16 protein-coding genes are annotated in these 17,774 nt (G+C 47.1%); 13 read left to right on the plus strand and 3 right to left on the minus strand.

From position 1 onward, the window contains the following. Nucleotides 1-23 precede the first annotated feature (23 nt). The 5 genes from L0659_RS11965 to L0659_RS11985 all read left to right on the plus strand — a co-directional run bounded on the left by L0659_RS11965 (nucleotide 24) and on the right by L0659_RS11985 (nucleotide 3,305). Nucleotides 24-467 (plus strand): RpiB/LacA/LacB family sugar-phosphate isomerase, encoded by a 444-nt coding sequence (locus L0659_RS11965; RefSeq protein WP_235126253.1) that lies wholly within the window; start codon nucleotides 24-26, stop codon nucleotides 465-467. Then, the gene (locus L0659_RS11970; protein WP_235126254.1) at nucleotides 464-1,282 is read left to right on the plus strand and encodes a DUF481 domain-containing protein; all 819 of its coding nucleotides are present in this window, start codon (nucleotides 464-466) and stop codon (nucleotides 1,280-1,282) included. The genes L0659_RS11965 and L0659_RS11970 overlap by 4 nt, the downstream gene beginning before the upstream one ends. 117 nt (nucleotides 1,283-1,399) lie before the next feature. Further along, a complete protein-coding gene (locus L0659_RS11975; RefSeq protein ID WP_235126255.1) occupies nucleotides 1,400-2,578 on the plus strand; it encodes a Gfo/Idh/MocA family protein in 1,179 nt (392 codons plus the stop codon). A gap of 87 nt (nucleotides 2,579-2,665) precedes the next feature. Continuing rightward, nucleotides 2,666-2,944, plus strand: coding sequence for a type II toxin-antitoxin system RelE/ParE family toxin (locus L0659_RS11980; RefSeq protein WP_235126256.1), 279 nt, complete (start codon nucleotides 2,666-2,668; stop codon nucleotides 2,942-2,944). Between the two features lie 13 nt (nucleotides 2,945-2,957). Continuing rightward, nucleotides 2,958-3,305, plus strand: coding sequence for a HigA family addiction module antitoxin (locus tag L0659_RS11985; protein ID WP_235126257.1), 348 nt, complete (start codon nucleotides 2,958-2,960; stop codon nucleotides 3,303-3,305). A gap of 11 nt (nucleotides 3,306-3,316) precedes the next feature. On the opposite strand, the gene L0659_RS11990 is transcribed toward L0659_RS11985, so the two are convergent. Further along, on the minus strand, nucleotides 3,317-4,159 hold the full coding sequence (locus L0659_RS11990; protein ID WP_235126258.1) for an aldo/keto reductase: 843 nt from the start codon (nucleotides 4,157-4,159) through the stop codon (nucleotides 3,317-3,319). Nucleotides 4,160-4,324: 165 nt separating this feature from the next. Between L0659_RS11990 and L0659_RS11995 the strand changes: the two genes are divergently transcribed. Further along, nucleotides 4,325-4,567, plus strand: a complete 243-nt coding sequence (locus tag L0659_RS11995; RefSeq protein WP_235126259.1) for a transcriptional regulator — start codon at nucleotides 4,325-4,327, stop codon at nucleotides 4,565-4,567. A 6-nt stretch (nucleotides 4,568-4,573) separates the two neighbouring features. Here L0659_RS11995 and L0659_RS12000 read toward each other — a convergent pair whose 3' ends face one another. Beyond that, nucleotides 4,574-6,700: a type IA DNA topoisomerase gene (locus L0659_RS12000; RefSeq protein WP_235126260.1), complete on the minus strand. Its 2,127-nt coding sequence runs from the start codon at nucleotides 6,698-6,700 to the stop codon at nucleotides 4,574-4,576. A gap of 494 nt (nucleotides 6,701-7,194) precedes the next feature. On the opposite strand from L0659_RS12000, the gene L0659_RS12005 reads away from it, so the two are divergent. Beyond that, nucleotides 7,195-7,446: a hypothetical protein gene (locus tag L0659_RS12005; protein WP_235126262.1), complete on the plus strand. Its 252-nt coding sequence runs from the start codon at nucleotides 7,195-7,197 to the stop codon at nucleotides 7,444-7,446. Nucleotides 7,447-7,530: 84 nt separating this feature from the next. On the opposite strand, the gene L0659_RS12010 is transcribed toward L0659_RS12005, so the two are convergent. Further along, nucleotides 7,531-8,394, minus strand: coding sequence for a hypothetical protein (locus L0659_RS12010; protein ID WP_235126264.1), 864 nt, complete (start codon nucleotides 8,392-8,394; stop codon nucleotides 7,531-7,533). A 167-nt stretch (nucleotides 8,395-8,561) separates the two neighbouring features. Between L0659_RS12010 and L0659_RS12015 the strand changes: the two genes are divergently transcribed. The 6 genes from L0659_RS12015 to L0659_RS12040 all read left to right on the plus strand — a co-directional run bounded on the left by L0659_RS12015 (nucleotide 8,562) and on the right by L0659_RS12040 (nucleotide 17,747). Next, nucleotides 8,562-12,404 (plus strand): PVC-type heme-binding CxxCH protein, encoded by a 3,843-nt coding sequence (locus L0659_RS12015; RefSeq protein ID WP_235126266.1) that lies wholly within the window; start codon nucleotides 8,562-8,564, stop codon nucleotides 12,402-12,404. 78 nt (nucleotides 12,405-12,482) lie between these two features. Next, nucleotides 12,483-13,607: a redoxin domain-containing protein gene (locus L0659_RS12020; RefSeq protein ID WP_235126268.1), complete on the plus strand. Its 1,125-nt coding sequence runs from the start codon at nucleotides 12,483-12,485 to the stop codon at nucleotides 13,605-13,607. 27 nt (nucleotides 13,608-13,634) lie between these two features. Then, a complete protein-coding gene (locus tag L0659_RS12025) occupies nucleotides 13,635-14,633 on the plus strand; it encodes a sugar phosphate isomerase/epimerase (RefSeq protein WP_235126269.1) in 999 nt (332 codons plus the stop codon). Nucleotides 14,634-14,662: 29 nt separating this feature from the next. Next, on the plus strand, nucleotides 14,663-15,802 hold the full coding sequence (locus tag L0659_RS12030) for a glycoside hydrolase family 5 protein (protein ID WP_235126270.1): 1,140 nt from the start codon (nucleotides 14,663-14,665) through the stop codon (nucleotides 15,800-15,802). Between the two features lie 99 nt (nucleotides 15,803-15,901). Beyond that, nucleotides 15,902-16,816: a sugar phosphate isomerase/epimerase gene (locus L0659_RS12035; RefSeq protein WP_235126271.1), complete on the plus strand. Its 915-nt coding sequence runs from the start codon at nucleotides 15,902-15,904 to the stop codon at nucleotides 16,814-16,816. A gap of 640 nt (nucleotides 16,817-17,456) precedes the next feature. Then, a complete protein-coding gene (locus L0659_RS12040; protein WP_235126272.1) occupies nucleotides 17,457-17,747 on the plus strand; it encodes a GNAT family N-acetyltransferase in 291 nt (96 codons plus the stop codon). The last annotated feature ends 27 nt before the right edge of the window (nucleotides 17,748-17,774 follow it).

The following is a 17,774-nucleotide window of genomic DNA, read 5'->3' on the forward strand; positions in this document are numbered from 1 at the left end:
ATTCATTTTAAATCATTCTCAACATGGAAATCGGACTTGCTGCTGATCACGGCGGATACGAACTGAAAGAGTTCTTGAAGACTTATTTAATCGGAAAAGGGCATCATATAACCGATTTTGGGGCTTATCAAATGGATTCCAAGGACGATTACCCCGATTTTGTGATCCCGCTGGCCCATGCAGTTGTGAAAAAGGAAGTTGAGCGCGGCATCGCAGTTTGCGGGAGCGGCGTAGGCGCTTCTGTGGTTGCCAATAAAGTTGCGGGCGTGCGCGCAGCGTTGATTAACGATCACTTTTCGGCCCATCAGGGTGTGGAAGATGACGACCTGAACCTGCTTTGTCTGGGCGGTCGCATTACCGGAAATATGGTGGCCCAGGAATTTGTTGAATCCTTTTTAAATGCGCGTTTTACGGGCGAAGAGAGGCATTTGCGCAGGTTAGGAAAGGTTAAAGCGTTAGAAAAATGAGTGGAGGTTTCGCAACAAAGCTTACCGCTTTCTTTTTGTTCAGTTCAACAATCTTAGTTCACGCGCAACAGCCTTCATCCGGCTCTCCGCAGGCCGTTCCGCTCGATTCTGTGTTGTCAGTCAAACCGGACAGCGCCGTAAAACCACCGCCTCCGCTGTTCGACACCATTCGTTACCGCTTTATCGGAGATGGCAATTTTGCGCGCGGCAATGTGAACCGCAGCCTCGTCGTGCTAAGGGCAGAACTTACATTCAGCGGACCCGCTATTAATCTGGCCACCAATCCACGCTTTACTTACGGCAAGCAAAGTGGCATACTTGCAGAAAGGGACAGTTACATTGATCTTTTTTTGGACGTTTTTAAAAAGCGAAGAACGTATGCTTTCGCGCTGGGCGCATTGGAAACAAGTAATTTGCGGCGGATCGATCTGCGGCAAATGGCCGGAGCGGGAGTGGGTTACAGGGTTGTCAGAACCAAAACCAATGATCTTAGTCTGACCAATGCAATCCTGTATGAGTCGACCAATTTCCGGGAAATTGCTACCGTAAGCACGATCCGTAACTCTTTTCGGGTCAAGGGCAAGCATTCCATGATCCAGGACAAGATCCGGATCAACCATTTAACGTTTCTTCAACCTGCTTTGAATGATTTTTCCAACCTGCGCTGGAACACGATCATTTCGTTCGAACTGCCTTTGAACAAGTGGGTTACATTGCGCACCAGTTTTGAAAATTCCTATGAAAGTGTGGTGGAAGCCACCCGGAAACGGAATGATTCCCGGATCACATTCGGAGTTTCCGTCGGGAATAAATAAAGGCTGAGCAGTGCTGATTTTGTAAGGGAAGAAAGCGGATAATGATGTCCATGGTTTTGGTACATTAAATCTGCCTAAAATGTGCTTTGTATATAATCACAACATTCCAACCTTGACATGAAAGAATCAGAGGATAACCGCCGCCAGTTCATCAGGAATTCAGTAAGCACAGCCGCCGGACTTATGTTATTACCTGGCTTGGCCGCACCCGGCATGGCCGAGCAGGCTTCGGCTTCCAGCCTGGTGCGTCCTGTAAAAGACACATTTATGCCTGCTATGCCGCCTAGGATCAAATTTTCGGTGATAGGCATGAACCATGGCCATATTTATGGTCAGGTGGAAGCGGTTACGCGGGGTGGGGGTGAGCTGGTTTCATTTTATGCCAAAGAAGCGGATCTTGCCGCTGCGTTCGCCAAGCGTTATCCGCAGGCCAAACAGGCGCAAAGCGAAGCGGAAATTCTCGATGACAAATCGATACATCTAATCCTGAGCTCAGCCATTCCCAACGAACGCGCCCCGCTCGGGATCCGCGTCATGAAAAGCGGGAAGGATTATATGGTTGATAAACCAGGCATTACCACGCTGGAACAGCTCGCACAAGTGCGGAAAGTGCAAAAAGACACGAAACGGATTTATTCGATTATGTATAGCGAGCGGCTTGAAAACCGCGCGACTATTAAGGCTGGGGAATTAGTCAAAGAAGGCTTGATTGGGAAAGTTGTACAAACCATTGGCCTCGGCCCGCACCGTATGACGCCAAAATCCCGTCCTGAGTGGTTTTTTGATAAAAAGCGCTTCGGCGGCATCATTTGTGACATTGCTTCACACCAATTCGACCAGTTTCTTTTCTTTACCGGCTCAACAAAGGCAGAAATAGTAGCCTCGCAGGTGGGCAATGTCAACCATCCCCAGTATCCGAAATTCGAGGATTTTGGTGACACAATGCTGCGGGGAAATGGCGGAACAGGCTACATCCGCGTTGACTGGTTCACCCCCGACGGCCTGAAAAGCTGGGGCGACGGCCGCCTGACCGTCCTGGGCACGGAAGGTTACATTGAAATCCGCAAAAACATTGACATTGCCGGCAGAGAAGGCGGGAATCACCTTTTTGTTGTCAATAACAAGGAAACACAATACATCGATTGCAGCAAAGTAGAGCTCCCTTACGGCCGCCAACTCGTAGACGACGTCCTGAACCGAACCGAAACCGCCATGTCACAAGAACATTGTTTCCTGGCCACTGAGCTCGCCTTGAAGGCACAGAAAAATGCACAGAATGTGGCAGCGTTGAGTTGATGGATTTTGTGTTTGGTTAAATTATAGTAAGACATTTAATCTCTTCATTGCTTGTACAGTGTCCAGTTACACTGTACATTTGTTTTTATGATCATCAGCATCAATAGTAAGCCTTTACGTTTGCTTTATCAGAAGGGAGATGGAACAAAACTTCCCGCTTCTCAATTGGGTAAGATCAATCAGATCATGACGTTGCTGGATGGCGCGGGTGAACCGGAAGATATGGACTTCCCGGGTTCCGGCTTACATAAGTTATCAGGTGAATATAAAGATTTCTGGTCTGTGAAGGTGAATGCTAATTATAGGATCATCTTCAAATTTACCAGCAAAGGCGTCGCTGATGTTGATTATCTTGATTATCATTAAACAGAACTCAACAATGGAAGATAATAATAAAGTAAAAGGCCCGATGGAGAATCCGTTACACCCCGGGCAGGTGTTGAAGCAAATGTATTTGGAGCCGCTTAATCTTACGATTACGCAAGCTGCGGAAGGATTGGCAGTGGACAGAAAAACATTGTCTTACCTGGTAAACGGAAAACAGTCTGTGTCTGTCAACATGGCTTTAAGACTTGCTGAGGCATTCAATACAACGCCGCAGCTCTGGCTCAATATGCAGCAGAATTATGATTTGAGACAAGCGGAGAATGCAACAAAATTGGTAAAGAATTATACCATTCAGCACTTCTGGGAGCCGCAGAAGGCGGCATCCCAAAAGACTGTTTAATGTCCATAATGTTACTTTGACAATGCCGCAAAGTCCTCATCAGACAAAGTAATATTCGCTGCGCCCATGTTTTCTTTCAAATGTTCCAGCGAGCTTGTTCCTGGAATGAGCAGGATGTGTGGTGCGCGTTTCAGGAGCCAGGCCAGTGCAATTTGTGAGGTTGTTGCATTATGCTTTTTAGCGATCTCGGCGATTTTAGCTTGCAGCTTATCCGGGCCGGAAGCCAATGGATACCAGGGGATGAATGCCATTCCTTGTTGTTCTGTGTAATCCACCACTTCTTCCCATTTCCTGTCGCCCAGGTTGTAAAGGTTTTGGACAGAAACAATTTCAACAACCTTTTGCGCGCGTTCGATTTGCTTTACATCCACTTCTGAAAGTCCCACAAAACGTATTTTTCCCGCATTAACCGCTTCTACAACAGGAGCTAATGTTTCTTCAATGGGAAATTTCGGATCAAAGCGGTGCAATTGCCAAAGATCGATTTTCTCTTTTTTCAGGCGTTTTAAGCTTCCGTCAATGGCCTCGCGGATATGTTTTGGATCACCGTTAGTAACCCATTGATTGGGCCCGGTTCGGTCGAACCCGCCTTTTGTGGCGATCAGCAGGTCCAGCGGATATGGGCTCAATGCGTCTGCAATCAGCACTTCGTTGGTGTGCGGGCCGTACGAATCGGCCGTGTCGATGAAGTTTACGCCTGCTGCAACAGCAGCTTGCAATACTTTCTTGCCATTTTCCCGGTCAGCGACCTCGCCCCAAACGCCTTTGCCTGTTAGCTGCATGCCGCCATAACCCAGTCTTTTTATTTCAATTTGCCCACCAACCTTAAATGTGTCCGTGTTTTGCGTGCTCATAATTCATTTGTTAAAGTGTATGGAACATTAACCCGACGGATTAAGATTTGATTCGTCCCGCGGTTCAAGTTCACGTTTAATTCATATTGCCAGCCACAAATGTCAGGCCAGCGCAGGATTTGGCATAGTTTTGTACCTGAATTTGAAAACAACAATTGATAAAAAATGGAAACGACAGTTTATGAAGATCAGGCGAAGGCGCTGATTGCAGATATGAAGCAACTTATTGAAACAAAAGGCATTGCTGATGGAAATGCTTTGGCGGAAGCCGGTTTGAGCAGGGAAAGGGCAGACAAAATATTTAGCGGACAAGAACTTCCCAGCTTATCAGAATTCCTGGCGCTCTGCCAGATTTCAGGAATATCATTTCAATTGCCAACGGTCGAAACGCCTAATACGCCCATGTAAATGGGTTTAACCGACCTCGAAATTGAAATCACCGTTCATAACAAGTCTGGCGTCGGTGGTTTCGGGATTGCCGGGAATCTGCAATCCCTTTATTTTGGCCGTTTTCCCTTTACTTAACAGGTCGAAAACGTGTTTGTCGGTGAGTTGTTTGCCCAAAAATTCAAACGGGATTTTAAAGCCGCATGCGCTGAAATTGGAACAGCCGTAAGCGGTTTTTCCTTTTTTTAGTAATTGCTGTTTGCATTTCGGGCAGGTAAGCAATTCAATGTTGATTTCCTCTTTTGGCTCCCTGGGTTTAGCCGGCTTCTTTTCCTTTTCTTCTTTAACGACTTCCACCCGAGCTTCTTCCGCAATGCTGATGGCACGTCCGCGGTTATTCTTCACTTCATGCGTCAAATCAACGACCATTTGGATCAGCTCTTGCTTGAATGTTTCCATCGAATAATCGCCCTTCTCGATCAGCCGCAGTTTTCTTTCCCAGTTGCCCGTCAGCTCGGCGCTTTTAAGCAGCTCGTTCTGGATTGTGTCGATGAGGTCCATCCCGGTTTGGGTGGCGAAAATGTTCTTCTTTTTCTTTTCAATATAACGCCTTTTAAAAAGCGTTTCTATAATGTTTGCGCGTGTTGAAGGCCTTCCTATGCCATTATCTTTCAGCAATTCGCGCATTTCTTCATCCTCAACCTGCTTTCCGGCCGTTTCCATGGCTCTTAACAACGTTGCTTCCGTATAAGCTTTCGGCGGCGTCGTTTTTCCCTGGTGCACGCGTGGCTCGTGCGGCCCTTTTTCGCCTACTTCAAAATTGGGCATCAGCTTTTCTTCTTCCGCGGCTTCCTTTTTGGCGCTGGCATCATTGGCATAAACAGCCCGCCAGCCCGGTTCCAGGATTTGCTTTCCGGTTGCCTTGAATTCAACCTTTCCCACCATTCCTAAAACTGTGGTGTTCGAGACCTTACATTCCGGATAAAAGACAGCGATAAAACGGCGGGCAATGAGGTCATAGATGCGTTTCTCTTCCGCGCTGATATTGCCGGGCAAAACGCCTGTCGGAATAATGGCGTGGTGATCCGTTACTTTTTTGTCGTCGAAAACGGTCTTCGATTTTGGAATGGGCTTTTCCAAAAGCGGTGCAGTAAGCTGTGCATAGTAAGTAAGTTGTCTTAATATGCCCTCGACTTTGGGGTGCAGGTCTTCGGAAAGATAGGTGGTGTCAACCCTGGGATAAGTTACAAATTTCTTTTCGTAAAGATTTTGAATGTGTTTTAATGTATCCTCCGCGGAGTAACCAAACTTCTTATTGGCTTCCACTTGCAGCGAAGTCAGGTCAAAGAGCCTTGGGTTTCCTTCTTTTCCTTCCTTTTTTTCAAATGATGTTATTTCAAAATCGTGCAACAGCAAATAGGCGAGGCCTTTGTTTGCCTTTTCTTCATTCCTGATGCGGTCAATGGTTGCCGTAAATTCCGTTTCGCGGTAAATGGTTTTTAATTCCCAATATTCTTCCGAAACAAATGCATTGATCTCCTTCTGGCGCTGCACGATCAATGCGAGCGTGGGTGTTTGCACGCGTCCAATGCTGAGGACGACTTTTCCTTGACCGAATTTTTTGGTAAAAAGTCGCGTCGCGTTCATGCCCAGCAGCCAGTCGCCAATGGCGCGTGCGCTGCCGGCTGCATATAAGTTGTTGTAAAGTGCGCTGTCTTTGAGTTTTTCGAAACCTTCGCGAATGGCTTGTTCGGTAAGTGAAGAGATCCAGAGACGTTTTACCGGAACGGCGCATTTGGCTTTCAATAAAACCCATCGCTGGATCAGCTCACCTTCCTGGCCCGCATCCCCGCAGTTGATCACTTCCTCGCATTTACTGACCAGGCTTTCGATTACCTCAAACTGTTTCATCGCGCCCGCATTATCAATCAGCTTGATTCCGAAACTGGACGGGATCATGGGCAGATCTTCCAAACGCCATGATTTCCAGCGTTCTGTATAGTCGTGCGGCTCTTTTAATGTACAGAAGTGCCCGAACGTCCAGGTAACCTGGTAACCATTCCCTTCATAATAACCGTCCTTGCGCTGATTGGCCCCGATGATTCCCGCAATGTCTTTGGCAACACTTGGCTTTTCAGCAATACACACTTTCATAGCTGCAAACTTACTTGATTGACCCGCAAAGTCTATAAAAACACCTGAAAAACTGACCGAATAATCAATCACCTAAAAATATTTCAAATTTTTTTCAAAATTTTTTCCTCCCATTCCTGCATTTTGAAGCAAATATTTGGCAAAAATCGCTATTGATATAATACACTCGGAATTAAATTCGGTTTTACCGCAATAGGGCGAAACATTATAATAGTCTTTCAAATTGGATTGTTCTAAGATTGACCAAAGGCTCGCACAAGCAAAATTAAGTTAAGCAGCAAAATTCAAAATTGGGTAACATTTGATTTTCTAATCTTGAAATAATACTAAATTTATAGCCGATTGTTGGGGGTTAGAATGGAGGGTTATTGTCCTATTAGACCAAATATTGTATTGTTCATTGTTTGCTTGAACGTTTGTATTCAGAATATTGTAGTATATTTGTACAAGAAATAGAGACAAAAACAAAACAAAAAACGTAAACACTATTATCGATGAAAAATACAAGAAACATGTTAGTAGCAGCCTTGATGGCCATGACTTTCGCAACTTACGCCAACGCTAATAATACTGCATATACAGTTGAAGAAAAAGTAAAGGTTACAGGATTAAAGTCACTCCCAGCTTCACTTCCGGTTTTGGAGAGTCCAGCACCACAGAAGGCAAAAAATTCGGTTGACACCAACAATCACAGTGCATCACAAAAAGCAGCTATCGTAGGTCTTCAATTGAAGAGCACGAAGTAATTGCAACAGCCTTATTAAGAAGGTTTTATTGAGAATGAATAGTTTAAAGAGGGGGATTTTTTCTCCCTCTTTTTTTGTGCCCGTTTATTCGCGGACGCCGGTCTTTTGCCATCTGAGCAAGCCTTCGCGAATGTCGGCCAAGATCTGGTAGTCATCTTTCACCCAGTTTCCAGAGTTGTGCTTAACATGCTTACCTTTCCGAAGATAATTTTCGAACAATGCATAACATTCCATAGCATCCTCCCGCGAATGGAAACTATCAATCCAGACCTGTGGCACTTCATTTTTGGGAACTATGCCGATGCCGACGTTGTAAACTCTGATAATGCCTTTCGAGAATTCCCATGAAATAAAATCCTGCTCACGGGTATAGGCGGCCCTCAGAATGGAGGCGTTATGGCCAATGTAGTTGATCAGCCTGTCAAAGATCTGATCCTTGGTTTCAGGCGCGGAAGGCCGGACGCGCCACGCATTGTTCTGGACCGAAAACGGATCTTCCATGAATTTATCCAGCGGCTCGCCATACTGGGCAAGCGAAAGCGTGACGCCGGGTAAAAATTCGACCATCAACTGCTGCTTCCCGGAAGGCAACGTTTGCGTAACAACTTTCAGCTCCTCCGTTTTCCGGTTGGCTGTCAGCAGCAGCGATTGCTCCTGCTCATCATATGAATAGCGGCCAAATTCGTATGCTCCACTGTTATGAACGCGGGTAAAAGTGCTGTCCGGAAAGAAGGACATCAGGACCTGGCCCGAGCTGCCGGCGACTTTGGCAAGTTCCCGATATTGTTTTCGGGCGTCTCCGCCTCTTTCAAAATTAATAAACCGCCAGCTTCCAGCAAGCCTTCCTTTTTGAAGGATCAATGGGTTAATGTCTGTAATCCGGCCCTGATAATCCGCGTCCTTTTTCTGTTTCACACCGCGATAAATGATCCCATGATGGTCCATCATTATAATTATGATCAGCAGCAATATGGATTTGATCAGCGTCATCGGGAAACGAAACCTTTCTCGTTTAAAATAGTCCTGTGGAAAGTATAAAGAGTATTTTGGGAGGAAACAGTGCTTATTCCAGTCATTCCAAGCCCTTTTATTTACCAAAATCTGGTCCCTAACCCATGCAAATCGTCAGGTCAGCCCCGCTTTTCCTTATTTTCCTGCTCCTCAATTTCGGATATAATTTCAGAAATTCTACTGAGGAAGTCAAAAAAAACTCGGTTGCTGAACATTCTCTTTCTGCCGTTCAAAACGAAGCGGCGGAGACCATCAGTATATTCAGCGGCACAGATAAAAAGCCGATTTTAGTACAAAATGTAAAAGCCGGTTTCAGGCCTTATCTGCACCCGATCATTGCGCCGGATGGCAAAGGCGTGCTCACCGAATACAGTCCCGGTCATCACAAGCACCAAACCGGCATTTACTGGGGCTACACGCGGGTGAATGGCCGTGATTATTTTCATCATCCCGACGGCGACTATTGGAAAAGGGTTTCTGCAAAAGTGATTGAGGCAAAAGGAACGGAAGTGAAATGGCAAACGGTCTATAACCTTCTGGATTCAACTGGAAAGGCCGTTTTGACCGAAACCCAAAACTGGTCCATGCGCTTTAAAGATGGAAAATATCTGCTTGATCTGGAATGGAACGGAGAAGCACAAACTGACGTGACCATTGGAAAATACGATTACGGCGGATTGTTTGTCAGAATGCCCTGGAAAGAAGGCATTAAGGGCGAAGTCGTGAATGCGGCCCGGCAAAAAAATGAAAAAGCCGAAGGACAAGCTGCTATGTGGGTTGATATAGGCATGCAGGTGGAAGGCCGCGAAAATCTCGCGCACATTGCGATTTTGGATCATCCTGAAAACAAAGGTTACCCGCAAACCTGGCGCGTAGACCCGCAGCTGGGCGCCGGTCCCGCAAGGGCCAGGAAAGCAGATTGGCACATTAAAAAAGGCGAAACAGAAACCATTAAGCACGAACTCGTCATTTACACCGGCGAGCTGAATGATGTGGAATTGAATAAAACGTTTGGTGAATTCATCGGAAACAATGGCACTTATAACACCGCCGCGTTGTGGGCAATCGCACAAAAAGAGGGTAGGGAAGCTAAATTCCTGAGCGCGCAAGAGGCAGTTGCAGCAATGACGATCAAAGATGGTTTTCAGGTGAATGCATATGCTTCGGAACCGATGATGACGCAGCCCATGGCTTTTTGCTGGGATGATAAGGGCAGAATGTGGATCGCTGAAAATAAAGATTATGAGTCAAGGGGAAAAGGGTTTTCCAATGCGGGCGATAGTAGGATCTTAATTCTCGAAGATACGAATGGCGATGGCGTTGCCGATAGCCGGAAGGTGTTCATGGAAGGCATTGCATTTCCGTCTGCCATTGCAGTGGGATTTGATGGCGTATTCGTAGGTGCGCCTCCGAATTTACTTTTTGTGCCTGATAAAAATGGGGACGACAAGGCTGATATGGACAACATTGAAGTGCGCTTAACGGGCTGGGGCATCCGTGACCGGCACGAAACATTAAACAGTTTTCATTGGGGACCCGATGGCTGGTTATATGGATTGCAGGGTTTTGCAACGCCTTCCAAAGTGGGCAAGCCCAAGGACAAAGGCAAGCTTTACAAGCATAAGGACCCGTTTCCGGAGAATTTCGAAGTCGAAAATGGCGTCGATATCAATGGTGGTGTTTGGCGATATCATCCTACAAAAAATATTTTTGAAGTTGTAGCGCATGGTTTTAGCAATCCATGGGGCATTGATTACGATGCGAAAGGGCAGTTGCTGATGACCGCTTGCGTGATCCCGCATTTGTGGCACGTCATTCCAGGCGGCATTTACCATCGGCAGGGCGGGCAGCATTTCAATCCTTACGTTTATAATGATATTAAAACCATTGCCGATCACACGCACCGCTCCGCGCATGGCGGCGCGCGGGTTTATCTCTCGGATGCTTTTCCGGAATCTGAACGCGGGAAGATATTTATGGCTAACATTCATGAACACGGCATTTTATCCGACATTCTCACGCCAAAAGGCTCCGGTTTCAGCGGGAAGCATGGCGATGATTTTATGATGGCCAACAATGCGCAATGGGTCGGTTTCAGCATGGAAATAGGGCCGGAAGGCGGCATGTACGTGCTCGACTGGCACGATGCCGACATTTGCGGGTCGGACGTTTTAAATTCAGAAACGGGCCGGATTTTCCGGATTATGCCAAAAGTTTCGAATGCGGAGAACTGGAAAGGTCGTTATGATGATCTGGGTAAAATGTCAGACCTGCAACTCGCAGACCTGCAAACCAGCAAGAGCGAATGGCACGCGCGGCGGGCTAGGATCATTTTGCAAAACAGGGCTGCGAAAGGAAAGCTGTCTAAGGATGCGCTTAAAAAGCTGACTGACATTTATACAAAGGATACCAACGCAGATTACAGGCTTCGGGCGATGTGGGCATTGCAAGTGACAAGTGGTTTAGATGCGAATGCATTATCGGAAGCTTTGGAAGATAAAGACCCTTATGTCAGAGCTTGGAGCATTCAATTTTTATGTGAAAACAACAAACCGTCGCAAAAGGCGATTGCAATATTCACGAAGCTGGCCAAAGACGATCCTTCGCCGGTTGTGCGGCTTTATCTTGCCTCTGCATTGCAGCGCATGGATATGGCACAGCGGTGGGGCATTGCGGAAAATTTACTTTCCCATCAGACGGACGCTGAGGACCATAACCTGCCCAAAATGATCTGGTATGGCATTGAACCTCTGGTCAAATCCAATCCTGCAAACGCCCTAGAAATGGCTGGGAAGAGCAAAATTCCAATGGTAACCCAGTTTATTGCGCGGCGGACTGTGGACGCGGATGCCATTGAAGCTGTTGTGGCGGCAATTGGTAAAATGCCTGCCAATCCCGTAGCGATGATGGAAGGCATGCGCGACGGCCTGGAAGGCAGAACGGACATTAAGACACCTGCAAACTGGAAAGCAGTTTACGCAACATTAAAAAAAGCGAATGAACCGGCAGCAAAACTTGCCCTGGAAATCTCACAGCATTTCGGCGATACCGAAGCGGCAAAAAACTTCTTGGTAACATTAAAAAACGTAAATGCGCCTGTGGATCAACGCCGCAAAGCATTGCAGGCACTGGCCATCAGGCAGCGCCCCGAGCTGGTTGCTGAATTGCCGAAATTGTTGACCAGTAGCGAATTAAAATTGGACGCGATCCGCGCCATGGCTGGTTATGACAGCGAACCGATGGGCAAATTGCTGATTGAGCAGTATCCAAAATTCAATGCAGCCGAAAAAGCCGAAGCCATTCAAACATTGGCTTCCAGGCCAAAGTCCGGCTGGCTGCTTACCCAAGCTATTTCCAAAAATGTGATCCCCAAAAAGGACATTCCTACTTACGTCGCGCGCCAGCTCAGAAGGGTGGTGGGAAGTGGTTTTGTGGAAGTTTGGGGGCCGATTGATCACGTCGCGTTTGATGAGAAAGCTTACAAGAAATACAAAGGCTTGTTAACCGACAAGAATGTATCAGAAGCCAGCCGCAACCACGGACGCATGATTTTCCAGAGAACCTGTGCGCCTTGTCATAAGCTTTACGGCGAAGGCGGCATTATCGGACCCGAGCTTACCGGCTCGAACCGCGCCAATCTGGATTATTTGCTGGGTAACATCCTGGATCCTAGCGGAGAAATCCAGGACGATTACAAAATGGTGGTCGTGACCACGCGTGACGGCCGCACTTACGTGGGCAACATTGCCAAGGAAACCGAGCGGCAGCTGACGTTGCGCATTGTCGGGCAGGATGCCGTTGCGATAAACAAATCGGACATTCAAACACGCGAAGTGACGCCGGTTTCCATGATGCCATCGGGGCTTTTAGAGGCATTATCGGACAAGGAAGTGACTGAACTGGTGGCTTATCTGAGAACCACTGCGCAGGTTGAACTGCCCAAATAAATGGCACGATACCAGTAATTTATTGTAATAGATCTGCTTTTGATTTAAATTATAACTCAAATCAAACAAGAGATCGTTATGCGGATATATTACAGGATTCTATTTGCGCTTATTGTTCTCATTTCCACCATTCCATTTACCCGGGCAGAGCAGCCTGAAACATTAAAGATCGGCGCGGCGGCCCCGGATTTTAACCTGACAGGCGTCGACGGCAAGAAATATTCACTGAAAAGTTTCGCAGCTTCGCCGGTTCTGGCCATTGTGTTCACATGCAATCATTGTCCCACGGCACAGGCTTATGAGGACCGTCTGAAAAAGTTAACTGCTGATTATAAGTCAAAAGGATTTGCATTAATCGCGATTTCCTCGAATGATCCCAAAGCAATCCGCCTGGATGAGCTGGGTTACACGGATTTGAGCGACACTTATGAAGAAATGAAAGTGCGGGCGAAGGATATGGCTTACAACTTTCCCTATCTGTTCGACGGCGACGACCAGAAAACTGCATTGGCTTACGGCCCGGTTGCTACGCCGCATATTTTCGTTTTTGATAAGGCCAGAAAACTGCAATATCACGGTCGCATTGACGACGTTGAAAAGCCGACGGGCACACCCAAAAATTTGGATGCGAAAAATGCCATTGAAGCATTGCTCGCTAACAAACCGGTTCCTGTGCCTGCTACCAAAACATTCGGCTGCTCCATGAAATGGATCTCCAAAGAAGATGGCGTTCAAAAAGAAAAGGCTGGCTGGGCGAAAGAGCCTGTGACGCTGGAAAATATTGATGAAGCGGGGTTAAAGGAACTGATCAGTAACAAATCGGATAAGCTGCGGCTGATCAATGTATGGGCCACCTGGTGCGGGCCTTGCGTCACGGAATTCCCGGATTTTATGACCATGCATCATATGTATCGCGGGCGGGACTTTGAATTCGTATCCATCAGCGCCGATAACCCCGATAAGAAGGAAAAGGCTTTGAAGTTCCTGCAAGGGAAATTTGCTTCAAATAAGAATTATATTTTTAATATGGAAGATAAGTATAAAATGATTGAAGCAATTGATCCGAAATGGCAGGGCGCTTTGCCTTACACAATCCTGGTAGAACCGGGCGGAAAGATCGTTTACGCGCAGCAGGGCCCGATTGACCCGCATAAGATGAAGAAAATTGTCGTTGAGAATAAATACGTAGGCAGATATTACTAACAACCGGATCATTAACCTTTACTAATCATGGCAGAACACGAAATTTCAAGACGTCAGTTTTTGAGCGCATCCGCGCTTGTGACTGCTGGCGTAAGCCTTTTGCCGGTTTCCGGCTTCAGCTTTCCGGCTTATATCAAAAACTTAGGCAAGCCCAACTCACTTTTCAATGGCGTGCAGGTAGGCGCGATTACGTATTCATGGCGGAGTATGCCGGGCAGTGCCGCGGATATTCTCAAATATTGCATTGAAGCCAATGTTAGTGCCATCGAGCTCATGGGCCCGACGGGCGAATTGTTCGCTGGTGCGCCCGAAGGACCAAAAATGCCACCCTGGACCGGCGGCAAGCGTCCCGAACTAACAGACGAACAAAAAGCTGCACAAGCCGAACATTTGGTAAAAATGGCCGAATGGCGCGCCAAAGTTCCTATGGATAAATTTGTCCAGCTTCGCAAAATGTACAATGACGCAGGCGTAAGCATTTATGCATTCAAACCATCGGCATTAGGGGAGAAAAATACGGATCAGGAAGTGGATTATGCATTCCGTGCGGCCAAAGCATTGGGAGCAAACCAGGCTACCATTGAACAGCCGAATGATCCTGCACAAACAAAGAGGTTGGGCGACATCGCTGCCAAAAACAAAGTTTACGTAGGTTACCACGGCCACACGCAGCAAACGCCAACCTGGTGGGACACTGCGTTGAACCAGTCGAAATACAATGCGTTGAACTTTGACATGGGACATTATGTAGCCGCAGGTTTCGACCCGATCCCCCTGATCGAAACCAAGCATGACCACATTGTAAGCATGCACGTGAAGGACAGAAAAAATAAGGAAAATGGCGGCGCTAATGTGGTTTGGGGCCAGGGCGATACACCGATCACAGCTGCATTGGAACTGATGCGCGCCAGAAAATACAAATTCCCGGCAACCATAGAGCTGGAATATGAGATCCCGGCTGGCTCAGATGCTGTGAAGGAAACAGCCAAATGCGTGGAATATGCCAGGAAGGCATTAGGCGCGTAATTTTTATTTATAATGTGATATGTTTCATCATGCATCGCAGGACTTTTATCAAAAATACAGGCGCGGTTGTAGCAGCAGGCGCAGCCGTTTCGACGGGCTTTTCATTCAAAAATCAAAATGCAAAAAACAAGCTCCCGAAATGGAAAGGCTTTAATTTGCTCGACTTCTTTTCTCCTGATCCAACTTCCAGCCGGAAGCCAACTACCGAAGAACAATTCAAATGGATGAGCGATTGGGGTTTTGACTTTGTCAGAATTCCGATGGCTTATCCTGCATATGTGAAGTTCGACAGAAGCCGCAACATCACACCGGAAGAAGTCTATCAAATTGACCAGCAGGCTGTTGACCGCATTGATAAGCTCGTCACTACGGCCCACAAATACAATATGCACGTAAGCTTGAACCTGCACCGCGCGCCTGGATATTGCGTCAATGCTGGTTTCAATGAACCTTATAATCTCTGGACGGATCAGCAAGCGCTGGATACATTCTGCTTTCACTGGAACATGTGGGCGAACCGCTATAAAGGCGTTTCTAATAAGAAGATCAGCTTTGACCTGCTGAACGAGCCCAGCATGCGCGAGGATATGAACGATCAACATTCCAAAAGATCGTCCGTGCCGGGCGCGGTTTACCGAAAACTCGCCATAGCAGCTTCCGAAGCGATCCGCAAGGAAAATCCCATGCACCTGATCATCGCCGATGGCAATGATGTCGGCAGTTCAGTCATTCCTGAAATTGCCGATCTGGACATTGCGCAAAGCTGCCGCGGTTATCATCCCGGTGCGATCTCACATTATAAAGCGCCGTGGGCAATGAAGGACACGGCCAATGTGCCGCAACCCAAATGGCCCGGACAAGTAGGAGACAAATATTTGAGCCGCGCCATGCTGGAAAGCTTCTACAAACCCTGGATCGATATGGTAGGCAAAGGCGTAGGGGTGCATTGCGGCGAATGCGGATGCTGGAACAAAACGCCGCATGCCGTTTTCCTGGCCTGGTTTGGCGATGTGCTCGACATTTTAACTTCCAACGGAATCGGCTTCTCACTTTGGGAATTTGCAGGTGACTTCGGCGTCCTCGATTCCCGCCGCGACGATGTTGCCTATGAAGACTGGCACGGCCACAAGCTCGACCGTAAGTTGCTTACACTAATGATGAAATACTGAATCAGGGCGATTTTGCCGATCAATTCAAACCGAGTTGCGGTAAATAAGTCCAAAAAACACCTTTACCAAGAAACCAGTCTACAATCAGCTCTTAATTGAATGAACCGCAGAACCGCCCTATCTTCCATGCTTGCCGTTTCAGGAGCGAGCGCTTTACCAGTAAATGCGGCACCCGCCAAAGCACAGCCTTTTATTTATTCCCTTAATATGAGCACATTACGTGGCCATAAACTGGGTTTCAGGAAGGAGCTGGAAGTGGCCGCGAAAGCAGGTTTTGGATCAGTGGAAATTTGGATTAACACTTTGCAGGACTATCTCAAAGAAGGTGGGTCATTGAAAGAAGCGAAGAAAATTATCGATGATCTGGGTATTAAAGTGGAGGATGCCATTGGTTTTGCCACCTGGATCGTGAATGACGAATCGGCGCGTTCCAAGGCGATTGAACAGCTTAAAGTCGAAATGGACCAGCTCGCGCAAATCGGTTGTCCGCGCATTGCGGCGCCGCCAATGGGCGCAACCACCGGCGATTCACTGGACCTAGCCAAAGTGGCAGAACGTTACCGGACCATCCTGGAATTAGGGGATAAAACGGGCGTCGTGCCGCACCTGGAACTTTGGGGTTTTTCAAAAAACCTAAGCCGGGTAGGAGAGATATTATATGTGGCAGTAGAGTCGGGACATCCGTCTGCGCGTTTGCTGATGGACGTTTACCATTTGCATAAAGGCGGCTCGGGAATGGACGCCGTGAAAGATGTTGGCAAACCTTTGGTAGAAATTTTTCACATTAATGATTACCCGGCAACGCCCCCGCGGGAAACGATCACGGATGCGGACCGCGTGTATGCAGGCGACGGCGTAGCGCCACTAAAAGACCTTCTGAAATCACTTAAAAATCCCGACCGACCGGTTATCCTTTCGTTTGAGGTTTTCAATAAAGAATATTACGCACAGGACGCATTGCTCGTAGCAAAAACCGGTCTTGCTAAAATGAAAAAGGTCACCGAAGGCGTTTAGCTGTAACTTGTTTATCCAGGACAGAATACTGAGGACGAGTCCGGCAATGGTGGCAAAGGCGGAGACCATGATCGTTAGTATGGCGAGAAATCCTTTTGAGCCAGTTTTTGCTGTTACAAGCAATTTATCACCTTCTTTAAAACTGATAGATTCAATCGTACGGAATGTGTAGGCGCCCGGCTGTGTAATGGTAAATACTGCAATGGGAACGACGCGATTTCCGGAAAAATCTTTCCGCATTCCCAGCATATTAACTGCACTCGTAACCTGCAATTCCTGCTGGTCGGCATCCTTAATCAATTTAAAAGTGCAGTTTGTGGGAATGACGCCAGTCAATGCCGCACGTTTATAGGCAATCTCATAATCACCGGCTTGATCTATTTTAATGGTATGGGATGCAGTTTTTCCCGGAAATTCAATTTTCGGCCCCGCATAAACCTGCGCAATCCGGCCAATGCTTTTGAACAGAAAATAAACCCCCGTCAGAAAAAGGGCTGGAAAAAGGATCTTGGAGAGCATAGTGGTGTTTGTTTGGTATGTTTTTGGTTTTTACTTGAATATGGCTCAATTTGTCGGGCAACGCCGGGAACAATTATTTATCGGTCGTAATGGTTAATTTTTTGGTATATCAGATATATATATGAGTGAAATAAAATTGAGGCTCGATGAACGCAAGAGAGGCGCATTTTTTATCGAGGAAGATGGCAAACAGGTGGGCGAAATGGTGATTGGCGTCAGCGACACCGCTGTGACGGTTTACCACACCGAAGTCGACGAAAATATGTCCGGAAAAGGACTGGCGAAATCAATGCTGGACGAAATGGTCGGCTATGCGCGCAAACAAAACCTGCAAGTCGTTCCCTTGTGCGAATATGTGCATGTACAATTCAAAAAACATCCCGAAGAATATCAGGATGTCTGGCGGAAATAAGACGGAATCTCAAATGTTAGTTGGGAA

The sequence above is a fragment of the Dyadobacter sp. CY347 genome, assembly GCF_021502655.1.
Classification (GTDB): domain Bacteria; phylum Bacteroidota; class Bacteroidia; order Cytophagales; family Spirosomataceae; genus Dyadobacter.